General features: G+C 57.5%; 15 protein-coding genes. 10 read left to right on the forward strand and 5 right to left on the reverse strand.

Features of this window, described 5'->3' with window-relative positions; translation table 11 throughout:
• The first annotated feature begins 135 nt into the window (after nt 1-135).
• On the forward strand, nt 136-192 hold the full coding sequence (gene ysgD, locus DFO52_RS23340) for a YsgD/CorL family protein (protein ID WP_212743980.1): 57 nt from the start codon (nt 136-138) through the stop codon (nt 190-192).
• 151 nt (nt 193-343) lie between these two features.
• Nucleotides 344-1,294 carry a magnesium/cobalt transporter CorA gene (gene corA, locus DFO52_RS21415; RefSeq protein ID WP_008501540.1) on the forward strand — a complete coding sequence of 317 codons (951 nt, stop codon included), beginning with the start codon at nt 344-346 and terminating at the stop codon, nt 1,292-1,294.
• A gap of 77 nt (nt 1,295-1,371) precedes the next feature.
• Here corA and rarD read toward each other — a convergent pair whose 3' ends face one another.
• Nucleotides 1,372-2,268 (reverse strand): EamA family transporter RarD, encoded by an 897-nt coding sequence (gene rarD / locus DFO52_RS21420; RefSeq protein ID WP_023309622.1) that lies wholly within the window; start codon nt 2,266-2,268, stop codon nt 1,372-1,374.
• 51 nt (nt 2,269-2,319) lie between these two features.
• Nucleotides 2,320-2,787, reverse strand: coding sequence for an acyl-CoA thioesterase YigI (yigI, locus tag DFO52_RS21425; RefSeq protein WP_008501538.1), 468 nt, complete (start codon nt 2,785-2,787; stop codon nt 2,320-2,322).
• A gap of 163 nt (nt 2,788-2,950) precedes the next feature.
• Here yigI and pldA point away from each other — a divergent pair, with 163 nt between their 5' ends.
• The 3 genes from pldA (at nt 2,951) to rhtC (ending at nt 6,422) form a co-directional block, all read left to right on the forward strand.
• On the forward strand, nt 2,951-3,820 hold the full coding sequence (gene pldA / locus DFO52_RS21430; protein WP_023333803.1) for a phospholipase A: 870 nt from the start codon (nt 2,951-2,953) through the stop codon (nt 3,818-3,820).
• A 90-nt stretch (nt 3,821-3,910) separates the two neighbouring features.
• Complete coding sequence (recQ, locus tag DFO52_RS21435; RefSeq protein ID WP_133551148.1) at nt 3,911-5,740, forward strand: ATP-dependent DNA helicase RecQ; 1,830 nt, start codon at nt 3,911-3,913, stop codon at nt 5,738-5,740.
• Nucleotides 5,741-5,801: 61 nt separating this feature from the next.
• Entirely contained in the window at nt 5,802-6,422 is a 621-nt protein-coding gene (rhtC, locus tag DFO52_RS21440; protein WP_025757538.1) for a threonine export protein RhtC, read from the forward strand.
• Here rhtC and rhtB read toward each other — a convergent pair.
• Nucleotides 6,419-7,039, reverse strand: coding sequence for a homoserine/homoserine lactone efflux protein (rhtB, locus tag DFO52_RS21445; RefSeq protein WP_008501533.1), 621 nt, complete (start codon nt 7,037-7,039; stop codon nt 6,419-6,421). The genes rhtC and rhtB overlap by 4 nt on opposite strands.
• Before the next feature lie 110 nt (nt 7,040-7,149).
• On the opposite strand from rhtB, the gene pldB reads away from it, so the two are divergent.
• From pldB to DFO52_RS21460, 3 genes are all read left to right on the forward strand, one after another.
• Nucleotides 7,150-8,142: a lysophospholipase L2 gene (gene pldB / locus DFO52_RS21450; RefSeq protein WP_133551149.1), complete on the forward strand. Its 993-nt coding sequence runs from the start codon at nt 7,150-7,152 to the stop codon at nt 8,140-8,142.
• 31 nt (nt 8,143-8,173) lie between these two features.
• The gene (gene yigL, locus DFO52_RS21455; RefSeq protein ID WP_029741831.1) at nt 8,174-8,974 is read left to right on the forward strand and encodes a sugar/pyridoxal phosphate phosphatase YigL; all 801 of its coding nucleotides are present in this window, start codon (nt 8,174-8,176) and stop codon (nt 8,972-8,974) included.
• Nucleotides 8,975-9,056: 82 nt separating this feature from the next.
• Nucleotides 9,057-9,956 carry a carboxylate/amino acid/amine transporter gene (locus DFO52_RS21460; RefSeq protein WP_032665167.1) on the forward strand — a complete coding sequence of 300 codons (900 nt, stop codon included), beginning with the start codon at nt 9,057-9,059 and terminating at the stop codon, nt 9,954-9,956.
• Here DFO52_RS21460 and metR read toward each other — a convergent pair.
• Nucleotides 9,844-10,797 carry an HTH-type transcriptional regulator MetR gene (gene metR / locus DFO52_RS21465; protein ID WP_023309616.1) on the reverse strand — a complete coding sequence of 318 codons (954 nt, stop codon included), beginning with the start codon at nt 10,795-10,797 and terminating at the stop codon, nt 9,844-9,846. The genes DFO52_RS21460 and metR overlap by 113 nt on opposite strands.
• A 115-nt stretch (nt 10,798-10,912) precedes the next feature.
• Between metR and metE the strand changes: the two genes are divergently transcribed.
• Complete coding sequence (metE, locus tag DFO52_RS21470; RefSeq protein ID WP_133551150.1) at nt 10,913-13,174, forward strand: 5-methyltetrahydropteroyltriglutamate--homocysteine S-methyltransferase; 2,262 nt, start codon at nt 10,913-10,915, stop codon at nt 13,172-13,174.
• 84 nt (nt 13,175-13,258) lie between these two features.
• On the opposite strand, the gene DFO52_RS21475 is transcribed toward metE, so the two are convergent.
• On the reverse strand, nt 13,259-14,065 hold the full coding sequence (locus tag DFO52_RS21475; protein ID WP_133551151.1) for a dienelactone hydrolase family protein: 807 nt from the start codon (nt 14,063-14,065) through the stop codon (nt 13,259-13,261).
• A gap of 255 nt (nt 14,066-14,320) precedes the next feature.
• On the opposite strand from DFO52_RS21475, the gene udp reads away from it, so the two are divergent.
• The gene (gene udp / locus DFO52_RS21480; protein WP_003860792.1) at nt 14,321-15,082 is read left to right on the forward strand and encodes a uridine phosphorylase; all 762 of its coding nucleotides are present in this window, start codon (nt 14,321-14,323) and stop codon (nt 15,080-15,082) included.
• Nucleotides 15,083-15,095: the final 13 nt, after the last annotated feature.

The following is a 15,095-nucleotide window of genomic DNA, read 5'->3' on the forward strand; positions in this document are numbered from 1 at the left end:
TCATTATTTTGTAATAATCTGCTAGCCTTATACAGTGAAGGTCAATTAATGCCCTTCAGCGTTCCGTTGCGTGTTGACGCCACAGTTATAGCTGGCGTAACATGCGCGCACGATTACGCTAAGAGGACATTCGCCTTGGACACACCCAGTAGATACTGGCTCAATTCCCTGTCATCCAGGAACAACTCCTAAGGCTATCTCCTCTTGCTGATGGCCTTAGTGGTTGTCAGCGACCTGCATTATTCCCGTCGCGCTGAGTCAGGCTGTTTAATGGTCTGAAACCCAATTTGTTTCTGTGTGCCCACCGAACTGTCCGATATTTTTTGCATTGGGAGTCCCGGTCATGTTGAGCGCATTTCAACTCGAAAATAACCGACTGACTCGGCTTGAAGCCGAAGAGTCACAGCCCCTCATTGATGCCGTATGGGTGGATCTGGTCGAGCCGGACGACGATGAACGCCTTCGCGTACAATCTGAACTGGGGCAAAGCCTGGCAACTCGCCCGGAACTGGAAGACATCGAAGCATCCGCGCGTTTTTTTGAAGACGAAGACGGTCTGCACATTCACTCCTTCTTCTTCTTTGAAGATGCGGAAGACCACGCGGGTAACTCCACCGTGGCGTTTACCATTCGCGACGGCCGTCTGTTTACCCTGCGCGAGCGCGAGCTGCCGGCATTCCGTCTCTACCGCATGCGCGCCCGCAGCCAGGCAATGGTGGACGGTAACGCTTACGAGCTGCTGCTCGATCTGTTCGAGACCAAAATTGAACAGCTGGCGGACGAAATCGAAAACATCTACAGCGATCTGGAAAAGCTGAGCCGCGTGATCATGGAAGGCCATCAGGGCGATGAGTACGACGAAGCGCTCTCCACGCTGGCGGAGCTGGAAGATATCGGCTGGAAGGTGCGCTTGTGTCTGATGGATACCCAGCGCGCGCTGAACTTCCTGGTGCGCAAGGCGCGTCTGCCGGGCGGTCAGCTGGAGCAGGCGCGGGAGATTTTACGAGATATCGAATCCCTGCTGCCGCACAACGAATCTCTGTTCCAGAAGGTGAACTTCCTGATGCAGGCGGCGATGGGCTTTATCAACATCGAGCAGAACCGCATCATCAAGATCTTCTCGGTAGTGTCCGTGGTGTTCCTGCCGCCGACGCTGGTGGCGTCCAGCTACGGGATGAACTTTGAGTTTATGCCGGAGCTGAAATGGAGCTTTGGTTACCCGGGGGCGATTATCTTTATGATCCTCGCGGGGCTGGCGCCGTATCTGTACTTTAAGCGCCGGAACTGGCTGTAAAAATCTGGCGGGTGGCGCTGCGCTTACCCGCCCTACGATCGAATTCCCTCTCCCTGTGGGAGAGGGTGAGGGCAACATCACAGCCCTTTGCGCACCCTGCGCTGGGTATAAATCGCATCGGCGACGAAAATCGCCAGCGCCACCCAGATAAAGGCGAACGTCACCATCTTATCCGCCCCCGGCACTTCGCCGTAAAACACCACCGCCAGCAGGAACATCAGCGTCGGGCCAATGTACTGGAAGAAGCCCAGCGTGGAGAGACGCAGACGCGTCGCGGCACCGGTGAAGCACAGCAGTGGAATGGTGGTCACCACGCCCGCCGCCATCAGCATCAGGTTCAGCGACCACGGGTTGCTGCCCATATGGCTGGTGGCGCTGTCGGCGATGCCGAAGAGATAAATCGCCGCCACGGGCAGCAGCCACAGGGTTTCAAACAGCATCCCCGTCTGCGCTTCCACCGCAATCTTCTTACGCACCAGGCCGTAGAACGCAAAGCTGAACGCCAGGCCGAGGGCAATAATCGGCAGCGAGCCGAAGGTCCAGAGCTGCACCAGTACGCCGCAGAAGGCCAGAATCACCGCCACCCACTGCATCCGGCGGAAGCGCTCACCGAGGAAAATCATCCCCAGCACGATATTCACCAGCGGGTTAATGAAGTACCCCAGGCTCGCTTCGAGCATGTGATGGTTATTCACCGCCCAGATAAACAGCAGCCAGTTGCCGCCAATCAGCACCGCTGAAAGCGCCAGCAGGAAAATCTTTTTCGGGGTTTGCAGCAGCGTTTTGACGCCCGACCACTGACGGCTGAGGCTCATCAGCGCAATCATAAAGAAGAATGACCAGATAACGCGGTGAGTCAGGATCTCATCGGCCGGAACGTAGGCGATAAGCTTGAAATACGCCGGGGCGATACCCCAAATAAAATAAGCGGCAAGGGCGAGTAAAACGCCCTGCCGCGTCTGTTTAGCATCCATCGGGAAAATCCGTTACAAAAAAGTGAATTAATTTTACCCGATTTTGCCGCCTCAACCCACCATATAAGTGGCGGTTGCGCTGGCGATATACACCTGTTCTTCGTTGTGTAATTCAACGCGCGCCACGGCAACTTTATTTCCCGCGCGCAGCAGGCTGCTGGTACAGGTAAAGCGATTTCCGCGCCCCGGGCGAAGATAGTCGACGCGCAAATCAATGGTGCCCATACGCGCCAGACGCTGGCGGAGTTCGTCTTCGTTGATGGTGTCATGGCGGGTCAGCGTGCTGCCCACGCAGACCAGACCTGCCGCCACGTCCAGCGCGGAGGCAATCACGCCGCCGTGCAAAATACTTTGCGCCCAGTTACCCACCATCATCGGCTGGTTGTTGAAGCTCAGCTGGGCAAAGTCTTTCTCGTAACGCTCCAGCTCCAGTCCCAGCGCGCGGTTAAACGGCATATGGTAAACAAAAATCTCGCCCACGAGTTTTAACACTTCTTCGGCGGTAAGCATGGCTGACATGAGGCATCACATCCTTATTGTTAACGAAATGTTGATTTTATGCCTCGGCAACAAGGAATTCCACTTTCAGAAACGAGGATGCAGCAGTTGTCGCAGAAGTCTGTAGAATGTTCGCCACATAACTATTCAGCTAATTTTACTCTTTTGCAGGAGAACACCACCGATGCGGACGTATCTGGCCTGGTTACTGGCGGCGGTTGCGCTGCCCCTCACAGCATATGCGCAGGAAGCGACGATTAAAGAGGTGCATGATAAACCTGCCGTTCACGGTAGCATTATCGCGAACCTTCTTCAGGAGCATGACAATCCGTTCACGCTCTATCCGTATGACACCAACTACGTAATTTATACCCAGACCAGCGATCTCAACAAAGAGGCGATAAGCTCCTATAACTGGTCTGATAATGCGCGTAAAGATGAGGTGAAGTTCCAGCTCAGCCTCGCGTTCCCGTTCTGGCGCGGTATTCTGGGGCCGAACTCGGTGCTCGGGGCGTCTTACACCCAGAAATCCTGGTGGCAGCTGTCTAACAGCGGAGAGTCCTCGCCGTTCCGTGAAACCAACTATGAGCCGCAGCTGTTCCTCGGTTTTGCAACGGATTATGAGTTTGCGGGCTGGACGCTGCGTGACGTCGAAGTGGGCTTTAACCACGATTCCAACGGTCGCTCTGACCCGACATCCCGCAGCTGGAACCGCGCCTATACGCGTCTGATGGCGCAGAACGGTAACTGGATGGTGGAAGTGAAGCCGTGGTATGTGGTGGGCGAAACCGATGATAACCCGGATATCACCAAATATATGGGCTACTACCAGCTCAAAGTCGGCTATCAGTTGGGTGATGCCGTGCTCAGCGCCAAAGGCCAGTACAACTGGAACACCGGCTACGGCGGTGCGGAAGTGGGCTTAAGCTATCCAATGACGAAGCATGTCCGCATCTATACTCAGGTGTACAGCGGTTACGGCGAGTCGCTTATCGATTACAACTTCAACCAGACCCGCGTCGGCGTGGGCGTGATGCTGAACGATATTCTCTAGGCTGTTCGAATGTTTTTGCGTTAAACGTTGAAGTTTCTCTCTCAGGCGCTGAAAATAGCGCCTGTTTCATTTCTGGCATATGGGGTTAACGTGGCGCAGGCGGAAGTATTGAATCAGGAGTCGCTGGCTAAACAGGTTTTGCATGAAACCTTTGGCTACCAGCAGTTCCGCCCCGGCCAGGAAACCATCATTGAAACGGTGCTGGAAGGTCGTGATTGTCTGGTGGTAATGCCGACCGGCGGCGGTAAGTCCCTCTGTTATCAGGTGCCCGCGCTGGTGCTTAACGGCCTGACGGTCGTGGTATCCCCTCTCATTTCTCTGATGAAAGACCAGGTTGACCAGCTGCTCGCCAACGGCGTGGCGGCAGCCTGTCTTAACTCCACGCAAACCCGGGAGCAGCAGCAAGAGGTGATGGCCGGGTGCCGCACCGGGCAGATCCGCCTGCTGTATATCGCCCCGGAACGCCTGATGCTGGATAACTTCCTCGATCACCTGGCGCACTGGAACCCGGTGCTGCTGGCGGTGGATGAAGCGCACTGTATTTCCCAGTGGGGACACGATTTCCGCCCGGAATACGCTGCCCTCGGCCAGCTGCGTCAGCGCTTCCCCGAGCTGCCGTTTATGGCACTTACCGCCACGGCGGATGACACCACGCGGCTCGATATCGTTCGCCTGCTCGGGCTGAACGACCCCTATATTCAGGTCAGCAGCTTCGACCGCCCTAACATCCGCTATATGCTGATGGAAAAGTTCAAGCCGCTGGATCAGCTCCTGCGCTACGTCCAGGAGCAGCGCGGCAAGTCCGGCATCATCTACTGCAACAGCCGTGCGAAGGTGGAAGACACCGCCGCGCGTCTGCAAAACCGCGGCTTTAGCGCCGCCGCGTATCATGCCGGGTTAGAGAACCACATCCGCGCCGACGTGCAGGAAAAATTCCAGCGTGACGACCTGCAAATCGTCGTCGCGACGGTGGCGTTCGGAATGGGCATCAACAAGCCCAACGTGCGCTTTGTGGTGCATTTCGACATCCCGCGCAATATCGAATCCTACTACCAGGAAACCGGCCGCGCCGGGCGTGACGGGCTGCCTGCGGAAGCGATGCTGTTTTACGATCCGGCCGATATGGCGTGGCTGCGCCGCTGTCTGGAAGAGAAACCGCAGGGACAGCTGCAGGATATCGAGCGCCACAAGCTCAACGCGATGGGCGCGTTTGCCGAAGCGCAAACCTGCCGTCGTCTGGTGCTGCTCAACTACTTTGGTGAAGGGCGCCAGGAGCCGTGCGGCAACTGCGATATCTGCCTCGATCCGCCAAAGCAGTACGATGGCCTGATGGACGCGCGTAAGGCACTCTCGACCATTTACCGTGTGAATCAACGCTTTGGGATGGGCTACGTGGTGGAGGTGCTGCGCGGCGCCAATAACCAGCGTATCCGCGATATGGGCCACGACAAGCTGCCGGTCTACGGTATTGGCAAGGAGCAGAGCCACGAGCACTGGGTGAGTATCATTCGCCAGCTGATCCACCTCGGCTTCGCCACGCAGAACATTGCCCAGCACTCCGCCCTGCAGCTGACCGAGGCGGCGCGTCCGGTCCTGCGCGGAGACGTCCAACTCAAGCTCGCCGTACCGCGCGTCATCGCCCTGAAGCCGCGCGTGATGCAGAAATCCTACGGCGGCAACTACGACCGCAAGCTGTTCGCCAAACTGCGCAAGCTGCGTAAAGCCATCGCCGACGAAGAAAACATCCCACCTTACGTGGTGTTTAACGACGCGACGCTGATCGAGATGGCCGAGCAAATGCCGCTCAGCGCCAGCGAGATGCTCAGCGTCAACGGCGTGGGAACACGCAAGCTGGAGCGCTTCGGTAAAGAGTTTATGGCGCTCATCCGCTCTCACGCCGACGGTGATGATGAGGAGTAGTCAGCCGGGCGAAAAAGTGCCAGGATGATGACTCACTAAATTATTTCCTCGCGAGCTAATTATGTTAATGCTATTTCTCACCGTGGCGTTAGTGCACATCGTTGCGCTGATGAGCCCCGGCCCGGACTTTTTCTTCGTATCACAAACGGCCGTCAGCCGCTCCCGCAAAGAGGCGATGATGGGCGTGCTCGGTATCACCATGGGCGTTATGGTCTGGGCGGCCGTTGCGCTGCTCGGTCTGAACCTTATCCTGGCGAAGATGGCCTGGCTGCATAACATCATTATGGTCGGCGGCGGTCTGTACCTGTGCTGGATGGGCTACCAGATGCTGCGCGGGGCGCTGAAGAAAGAAGAGAAAAAGCCGCAAGAGCCAAAGGTGGAGCTGGCAACGGGCGGCCGCAGCTTTGTAAAAGGGCTGCTGACCAATCTGGCGAACCCGAAAGCCATTATCTATTTCGGCTCGGTGTTCTCGCTGTTTGTCGGCGATAGCGTCGGCGCGGGCGCACGCTGGGGCATCTTCCTGCTGATCGTCGTTGAAACCTTTGCCTGGTTTACCATCGTGGCCAGCCTGTTTGCCTTACCGGCGATGCGCCGCGGCTATCAGCGTATCGCGAAGTGGATTGACGGCTTCGCCGGCGCGCTGTTCGCCGGCTTCGGCATTCATCTCATCATTTCTCGCTAAGCATGACGCGCTGACGCAAGCAGCGCGCCAACCAGCATAAACAGCGAGCCAAAGACTTTATTCAGGGCCTTCATCTGCTTAGGCCCTTTAATCCACGCCGCAATTCGCTGCGCCAGCGTCGCGTAACCAATCATCACGATGATATCGACGATAATGGTGGTCGCGCCCAGCACCACGTACTGCATCACCTGGGGCTGATGCGGAACGATAAACTGCGGGAACAGCGCGGCGAGAAAAACGATGCTCTTCGGGTTGGTCAGGTTGACGAACACCGCGCGCTTAAACAGATGGCCGCGGTTTTGCGTCTGGGCGAGCGTATTCAGGTTGATGGAGCCCGCCGCGCGCCACTGCTGGATGCCGAGCCAAATCAGATACGCTGCCCCGGCCCATTTCAGCACCTCAAAGGCCAGCACGGAGCGGGAGAACAGGGTCCCCAGACCGATCCCGACCAGCACAATATGAATGCCCAGCCCGGTCTGCAAACCGGCAATCGACGCCGCCGCACCGCGATAGCCGTGATTGATGGAGGTGGTCATGGTGTTAATAGCCCCCGAACCCGGAGAAAGGCTGAGGATAATGGATGTCAGCAGGTAGGCGAACCACCATTCAAAGGTCATTTGAAACTCCCGAACCGTCTATTTTTATGCCACAATACGCTATTATTGAGTCATTTTGTGACCGGTGACGAAAAAAACGATATTCCCTGGATTACGTGAGTGGAAACCCAATGTTTCAGCAGAAAAAGGACTGGGAAACACGAGAAAACGCTTTTGCTGCTTTCTCTATGGGGCCGCTGACCGATTTCTGGCGGCAGCGTGAGGAAGATGAGTTTACGGGCGTCGGGGGCATCCCGGTGCGTTTCGTTCGTTTCCGAAATGAAAAAAATGACCGGGTGATTGTGGTCTGCCCCGGGCGTATTGAAAGCTACGTTAAATACGCCGAGCTGGCCTATGACCTGGTCCATATGGGGTTCGATGTCCTGATCATCGACCATCGTGGACAGGGGCTGTCCGGACGTATGCTGCCGGACACGCACCGTGGGCACGTCGATCGCTTCAGCGATTACGTCGACGATTTTGCCGCGTTCTGGCAGCAGGACGTTCAGCCCGGCCCCTGGCGCAAGCGGTATATTCTTGCGCACTCCATGGGCGGCGCCATTTCGACGCTGTTTTTGCAGCGTTATGAGCACGAGTGCGACGCCATTGCGCTCACTGCGCCGATGTACGGTATCGTCATCCGTTTTCCTGACTGGATGGTGCGCCATCTTCTTGACTGGGCTGAGGGCCATCAGCGCATTCGTGAAGGTTATGCCATTGGCACAGGACGCTGGCGCGCGCTGCCGTTCGCCATCAACGTCTTAACCCATAGCCGGCAGCGTTATCGCCGCAATCTGCGCTTTTATGCCGATGAACCGCGCTTGCGCGTCGGCGGCCCGACCTGGCACTGGGTGCGGGAGGGGATTCTGGCCGGTGAGCAGGTGCTGGCGGGCGTAGGCGATGATGACACGCCGACGCTTCTGATCCAGGCGGAAGAAGAGCGTGTGGTGGATAACCGCATGCATGACCGCTATTGTGAACTGCGCGCTGCAGCCGGTCACCCTTGTGAAGGGGGTAAACCGCTGGTCATTAACGGCGCGTTCCATGAGATCCTTTTTGAAAAGGACGCTATGCGCTCAGTCGCGCTCAACGCCATTGTTGAATTTTTCAACAGGCATAATTGATTCTTGTTTTCCACCAGAGGTTGAAATCCCTATGTACCAGGTTGTTGCATCTGATTTAGATGGCACGCTGCTTTCCCCCGACCACACCCTGTCGCCTTACGCGAAAGAGACCTTAAAACTCCTGACTGCCCGTGGCGTGAACTTTGTGTTCGCCACCGGCCGCCACCACGTGGACGTGGGGCAGATCCGCGATAATCTTGAGATCAAATCGTACATGATCACCTCCAACGGTGCGCGCGTGCATGATACCGACGGCAACCTGATCTTTACCCACAATCTGGATCGCGATATTGCCGCCGATCTGTTCGGCGTGGTGCATAACAACCCGGCTATCGTTACTAACGTTTACCGCGACGACGACTGGTTTATGAACCGCCACCGCCCGGATGAAATGCGTTTCTTCAAGGAAGCGGTATTCAACTACTCCCTTTACGAACCGGGCCTGCTGGAGCCGGAAGGGATCAGCAAGGTGTTCTTCACCTGTGACAGCCACGAAGAGCTGCTCCCGCTGGAACAGGCGATCAACGCCCGCTGGGGCGATCGCGTCAACGTGAGCTTCTCAACCCTGACCTGTCTGGAAGTAATGGCGGGTGGCGTCTCCAAAGGTCACGCGCTGGAAGCGGTTGCGAAACGTCTGGGCTTCGGGCTGAAAGACTGTATCGCCTTCGGTGACGGCATGAACGACGCCGAGATGCTTTCGATGGCGGGCAAGGGCTGCATCATGCAGAACGCGCACCAGCGTCTGAAGGATCTGCACCCTGAGCTGGAAGTGATTGGTTCTAACGCTGACAACGCGGTACCGAAGTATCTGCGCAAACTGTTCCTTGAATAATCTTCATTCGGTTGTTTATTGCTCAGTTGTCAACTAAAGAGTTCGCTACAATGCCTCTCCTTCTTTCTGAGAGACAAGCATTGTGGCGCTACTCATTATCACCACTATCCTGTGGGCCTTCTCCTTTAGCCTGATTGGCGAATACCTTGCCGGTTCGGTCGACAGCTACTTCTCGGTGCTGATGCGCGTGGGGCTGGCGGCGCTGGTGTTCCTGCCGTTTCTACGCACGCGCGGGCAATCGCTGAAAACGATTGTGCTTTATATGCTGGTGGGAGCGATGCAGCTCGGCATCATGTACCTGTTCAGCTTCCGGGCCTACGTCTACCTGTCCGTCTCCGAATTCCTGCTCTTTACCGTGCTGACGCCGCTCTATATCACGCTGATTTACGACCTGCTCAGCAGACGCCGTCTGCGCTGGGGATACCTGCTGAGCGCCGCGCTGGCGGTGATCGGCGCGGCGATTATTCGCTATGACAAAGTCAGCGATCACTTCTGGACCGGGCTGATGTTCGTCCAGCTCGCCAACATCAGTTTCGCCATCGGCATGGTGGGCTACAAACGCCTGATGGAAACCCGTCCGATGCCGCAGCATAACGCGTTTGCCTGGTTCTATATGGGCGCCGCGATTGTCGCGGTGGCGGCGTGGTTTATGCTCGGTAATCCGCAAAAGCTGCCGACCACCGCCGTGCAGTGGGGCGTTCTGGTCTGGCTGGGCGTAGTGGCGTCAGGGTTGGGATACTTCATGTGGAACTACGGCGCTACGCAGGTAGACGCCGGTACGCTGGGGATCATGAACAACGTGCATGTCCCGGCAGGGCTGCTGGTCAACCTCGCCATCTGGCAGCAACAGCCGCACTGGCCGAGCTTTATTATTGGGGGAGCGGTGATCCTGGCTTCGCTGTGGGTCCATCGCCGATGGGTCGCTCCGCGCTCCGCACAAACGGAAGATGGTCGCACGCGTGGTTCCGCGCTGAGCGAATAAACGCCTCCGTAATCGGCTGACGCTGCTCGCCATCGCGCACGGCGGCGTACAGTCGGCTCCACAGTCCTTCACCCAGGGTTTTGGTCTGCACCAGACCCTGGCGTTCAAAACTCTCCACCACCCAGTGCGGCAGCGCCGCGATACCCATTCTGGCCGCCACCATCTGAATCAGCAGCAGCGTGTTATCCACGCTTTTCAGCTGCGGGCTAATGCCTGCTGGCTGCAGGAAGTGGCGCCAGATATCCAGGCGGCTGCGCTGGACCGGATAAATCAGCAGCGTTTCTGTCGCCAGGTCTTCCGGCGTGATGCGCGTTTTGGCGGCCAGCGGGTGGTCCGGTGCCAGCACCAGGCGCACTTCATAATCAAACATCGGCGAATAGTGCAGGCCACTGCGCGGCAGGATGTCAGAGGTCATGACCAGATCCAGCTCGCCCTGCTGCAGCGACGGCTGCGGGTCAAAGGTCACGCCGGATTTGAAGTCCATCTCCACCTGCGGCCACTTCTGACGGAAGTTCTCAAGCGCGGGGGTCAGCCACTGAATACAGCTGTGGCACTCAATGGCGATGCGCAGTTTGGTCTGCTGCGGTTCGTTACACGCCTGCAGCGCGCTCGCGATCTGCGGCAGTACCTGATTCGCCAGCTGAAGAAGAATTTCACCCTGCGGCGTAAAGCGTAGCGGCTGGCTCTTACGCACAAAAAGACGGAAGCCGAGGCGTTGTTCCAGATCGCTGAACTGGTGAGAAAGGGCGGACTGGGTCTGGTGCAGCGTGGCCGCAGCCGCCGCGAGCGAACCGCAGTTCCGCAACGCTTGTAGCGTTTTCAGGTGTTTAATCTCGATCATGAAAGTCCTTCACTTCGCCATGAACATATTGCGCTTGAGGAATATACAGTACCTGCCAATTATAGATGTGTAAACATCTGGACGTCTAAATAACGAATTTCACAAGGGGCATACCATGACAATCCGCAATCACACTCTCGGTTTCCCTCGCGTAGGCCTGCGTCGCGAGCTGAAAAAAGCGCAAGAAAGCTACTGGGCGGGTAATGCCACCCGCGAAGAGCTGCTGGCGGTAGGACGCGAGCTGCGCGCCCGCCACTGGGATCAGCAAAAACAGGCGGGCATTGACCTGCTGCCGGTGGGCGATTTCGCCTGGTACGACCATGTTCTGACGACCAGCCTGCTGCTTGGCAACGTACCGGCTCGTCATCAGAACAAAGATGGATCGGTAGATATCGATACTCTGTTCCGCATCGGCCGTGGCCGCGCGCCAACGGGGGAGCCAGCGGCAGCGGCGGAAATGACCAAGTGGTTTAACACCAACTATCACTATATGGTGCCGGAGTTTGTCAAAGGCCAGCAGTTCAGGCTGGCCTGGACGCAGCTTCTGGACGAAGTGGATGAAGCGCTGGCGCTGGGCCACCAGGTGAAGCCGGTGCTGCTCGGGCCGGTAACCTATCTGTGGCTGGGCAAAGTGAAAGGTGAGCCGTTTGACCGACTCAGCCTGCTGAAGGATATTCTGCCGGTCTACAAACAGGTGCTGAGTGAGCTGGGCAAACGCGGCATTCAGTGGGTGCAAATCGATGAACCGGCGCTGGTGCTTGAGCTGCCGCAGGATTGGCTAGATGCCTTTAAACCGGCGTATGACGCGCTCACCGGTCAGGTAAAACTCCTGCTGACGACCTATTTTGAAGGCGTGGCGTCGAACCTGAAGACCATTACCGCGCTGCCGGTTCAGGGCCTGCACGTTGACCTCGTACACGGTAAAGACGATGTCGCGGAGCTGCACAAGCGCCTGCCAGCGGACTGGCTGCTCTCTGCCGGGCTGATTAACGGCCGTAACGTCTGGCGCGCCGATCTCACCGAAAAATATGCACAAATCAAAGACATCGTCGGCAAACGTGAGCTGTGGGTGGCCTCATCTTGTTCCCTGCTGCACAGCCCGATCGATCTGAGCGTGGAAACGCGTCTGGATGCCGAGGTGAAAAGCTGGTTTGCCTTCGCCCTGCAAAAATGCGAAGAGCTAACGCTGCTGCGCGACGCGCTGAACAGCGGCGACACGGCGGCGATTACCGAATGGAGCGCTCCGATCCAGGCGCGTCGTCACTCGGCGCGCGTGCACAACCCGGCGGTGGAAAAACGCCTGGCGGCCATCACCGCCCGGGACAGCCAGCGTCAGAGCCCGTACGAAGTGCGCGCTGAAGCGCAGCGCGCACGCTTCAATCTGCCCGCGTGGCCAACAACGACGATAGGTTCTTTCCCGCAAACTACGGAGATCCGCGGCCTGCGTCTGGACTTTAAGAAGGGCAATCTGGATGCGAATCACTACCGCACCGGCATCGCGGAACACATCAAGCAGGCGATTATCGAGCAGGAGCGCCTGGGCCTGGACGTGCTGGTGCACGGTGAAGCCGAGCGTAACGACATGGTGGAATACTTCGGTGAGCACCTGGACGGCTTCGTCTTTACCCAGAACGGCTGGGTGCAGAGCTACGGCTCCCGCTGCGTGAAGCCGCCTGTGGTCATTGGTGACGTCAGCCGTCCGGAAGCGATCACCGTGGAGTGGGCGAAGTACGCCCAGTCCCTGACCGAGAAGCCGGTAAAAGGGATGCTGACCGGTCCGGTGACCATTCTCTGCTGGTCGTTCCCGCGTGAAGACGTGACTCGTGAAACCATCGCCAAACAGATCGCCCTGGCGCTGCGTGATGAGGTGGCGGATCTGGAAGCGGCAGGCATTGGCATTATCCAGATTGACGAGCCGGCCCTGCGCGAAGGCCTGCCGCTGCGCCGCAGCGACTGGGATGCCTACCTGCAGTGGGGCGTGGAGGCGTTTCGCATCAACGCCGCGGTGGCGAAGGACGACACCCAGATCCACACCCACATGTGTTACTGCGAATTTAACGACATCATGGATTCGATTGCCGCGCTGGATGCCGACGTGATCACCATCGAGACCTCGCGTTCGGACATGGAGCTGCTGGAGTCGTTTGAAGAGTTTGACTACCCGAATGAAATCGGGCCGGGCGTGTACGACATTCACTCCCCTAACGTGCCGAGCGTGGAGTGGATTGAAGCCCTGTTGAAAAAAGCGGCCCAGCGCATTCCGGCAGAGCGCCTGTGGGTGAACCCGGACTGCGGACTGAAAACCCGCGGCTGGCCGGAGACGCGCGCGGCGCTCGCCAACATGGTGAAGGCGGCGCAGAATTTGCGTCAGGCGTAGCGGTGCTGGATTGCCGGGTGGCGACAACGCTTACCCGGCCTACCTGTTGGCCCGGTAAGGCATAGCCGCCACCGGGCTTTTTTATTACGCTTTCTTACCGCCGTATTGGCTAAACCACGCCAGCATTCTCTGCCAGCCATCTTTGGCTGATTCTGCGTGATAGCTCGGACGATAATCGGCGTTAAACGCGTGCCCGGCATCCGGGTAGACCACAATCTCCGCCTTCGCATTTGCTGCACGAAGCGCATGGCGCATGGTCTCTACCGAATCCAGCGAAATACCGGTGTCCTGACCGCCGTAAAGCCCTAACACGGGGGCATTTAACTCGGTGGCGATATCGACGGGATGTTTCGGTGAATTCAGCGTTTTTTCACCCACCAGTTTGCCGTACCAGGCGACAGCGGCTTTGAGCTGCGGGTTATGCGCGGCATACAGCCAGCTAATGCGTCCGCCCCAGCAGAAACCGGTGACCAGCAGACGATGCGGATCCCCGCCGTTGCGCGCCGCCCAACTGGCGACGTGGTCGAGATCGGCCAGCACCTGCGCGTCCGGGACTTTGCTGACCAGGTTGCTGAGCAATGTTGGAATATCGCTGTAGTCGTTCGGATCGCCCTGGCGGAAGTAGAGCTCTGGCGCAACGGCCAGATACCCTTCCAGCGCCAGCCGGCGGCAGAGGTCGCGAATGTGTTCGTGAACACCAAATATCTCCTGAATCACAATCACGATGGGCAGCGGACCGTCTGCCGATTTTGGCCGTGCGTGCCAGGCAGGCATATTCTCCCCCTGCGAGGGAATGGAGGTCTCGCCCGCGGTAATTGCCGCTTCTGGCGTCGACACGATGGTTGAAGCATGTGGGGCCGCAGCAGGTGCAAAACCGGTTTTTTCAGTCATGGCATTCTCCGTACCAATGAGTTAGCGCAAAGGTAAATATAGACACCAGGTTAACAACTCACAGTGCCTTAAACGGTCTATCTTTTGTGCAGCACCTGGCGATATAACTTGTTAATGTGATGTGAATCACCTTTTTATGGAAATTCAATGTAATCATTTTCATTCATGGTGAGGTGTGTCACGAAAATATGCTTACTGCTTCTGTAAAGTACCGTTTTACTTCTTCTGACTAACCGACCCACAGAGGAGTCACCTATGTCTAAGTCTGATGTTTTTCATCTCGGCCTCACCAAAAACGATTTACAAGGGGCTACGCTCGCTATCGTCCCTGGCGATCCTGAGCGTGTGGAAAAGATCGCCGCGCTGATGGATAAGCCGGTCAAGCTGGCTGCACATCGTGAGTTCACCACCTGGCGCGCAGAGCTGGATGGCAAAGCGGTGATCGTGTGCTCTACCGGTATCGGTGGTCCGTCTACCTCTATTGCTGTTGAAGAGCTGGCACAGCTGGGCATCCGTACTTTCCTGCGTATCGGCACCACCGGCGCTATCCAGCCGCACATCAACGTCGGTGACGTGCTGGTCACGACCGCGTCCGTTCGTCTGGACGGCGCAAGCCTGCACTTTGCACCGATGGAATTCCCGGCAGTGGCTGATTTCGAATGCACCACCGCGCTGGTTGAAGCTGCGAAATCCGTGGGCGCAACCACCCACGTGGGCGTAACCGCCTCTTCCGACACCTTCTACCCGGGCCAGGAGCGTTATGACACCTTCTCAGGCCGCGTGGTAAGCCGTTTCAAAGGCTCAATGGAAGAGTGGCAGTCCATGGGCGTGATGAACTACGAAATGGAATCCGCAACGCTGCTGACCATGTGCGCAAGCCAGGGTCTGCGTGCCGGTATGGTGGCGGGCGTTATCGTCAACCGTACCCAGCAGGAGATCCCGAACGCCGAAACCATGAAGCAGACCGAAAGTCATGCAGTGAAAATCGTGGTGGAAGCAGCGCGTCGCCTGATCTAATCCTCTCTTCTGA

Origin of the sequence: Enterobacter sp. AG326 (assembly GCF_004362415.1) — a bacterium.
Taxonomy (GTDB): domain Bacteria; phylum Pseudomonadota; class Gammaproteobacteria; order Enterobacterales; family Enterobacteriaceae; genus Enterobacter; species Enterobacter asburiae.

Coding starts and splice junctions, on each gene's coding strand:
- pldA (WP_023333803.1), top strand. CDS start 2,951: ATGCGGACGTATCTGGCCTGGTTACTGGCGGCGGTTGCGCTGCCCCTC.
- pldB (WP_133551149.1), top strand. CDS start 7,150: ATGTTTCAGCAGAAAAAGGACTGGGAAACACGAGAAAACGCTTTTGCT.
- yigI (WP_008501538.1), bottom strand. CDS start 2,787: ATGTCAGCCATGCTTACCGCCGAAGAAGTGTTAAAACTCGTGGGCGAG.
- DFO52_RS21475 (WP_133551151.1), bottom strand. CDS start 14,065: ATGACTGAAAAAACCGGTTTTGCACCTGCTGCGGCCCCACATGCTTCA.
- corA (WP_008501540.1), top strand. CDS start 344: ATGTTGAGCGCATTTCAACTCGAAAATAACCGACTGACTCGGCTTGAA.
- rhtB (WP_008501533.1), bottom strand. CDS start 7,039: ATGACCTTTGAATGGTGGTTCGCCTACCTGCTGACATCCATTATCCTC.
- udp (WP_003860792.1), top strand. CDS start 14,321: ATGTCTAAGTCTGATGTTTTTCATCTCGGCCTCACCAAAAACGATTTA.
- rhtC (WP_025757538.1), top strand. CDS start 5,802: ATGTTAATGCTATTTCTCACCGTGGCGTTAGTGCACATCGTTGCGCTG.
- metE (WP_133551150.1), top strand. CDS start 10,913: ATGACAATCCGCAATCACACTCTCGGTTTCCCTCGCGTAGGCCTGCGT.
- yigL (WP_029741831.1), top strand. CDS start 8,174: ATGTACCAGGTTGTTGCATCTGATTTAGATGGCACGCTGCTTTCCCCC.
- metR (WP_023309616.1), bottom strand. CDS start 10,797: ATGATCGAGATTAAACACCTGAAAACGCTACAAGCGTTGCGGAACTGC.
- rarD (WP_023309622.1), bottom strand. CDS start 2,268: ATGGATGCTAAACAGACGCGGCAGGGCGTTTTACTCGCCCTTGCCGCT.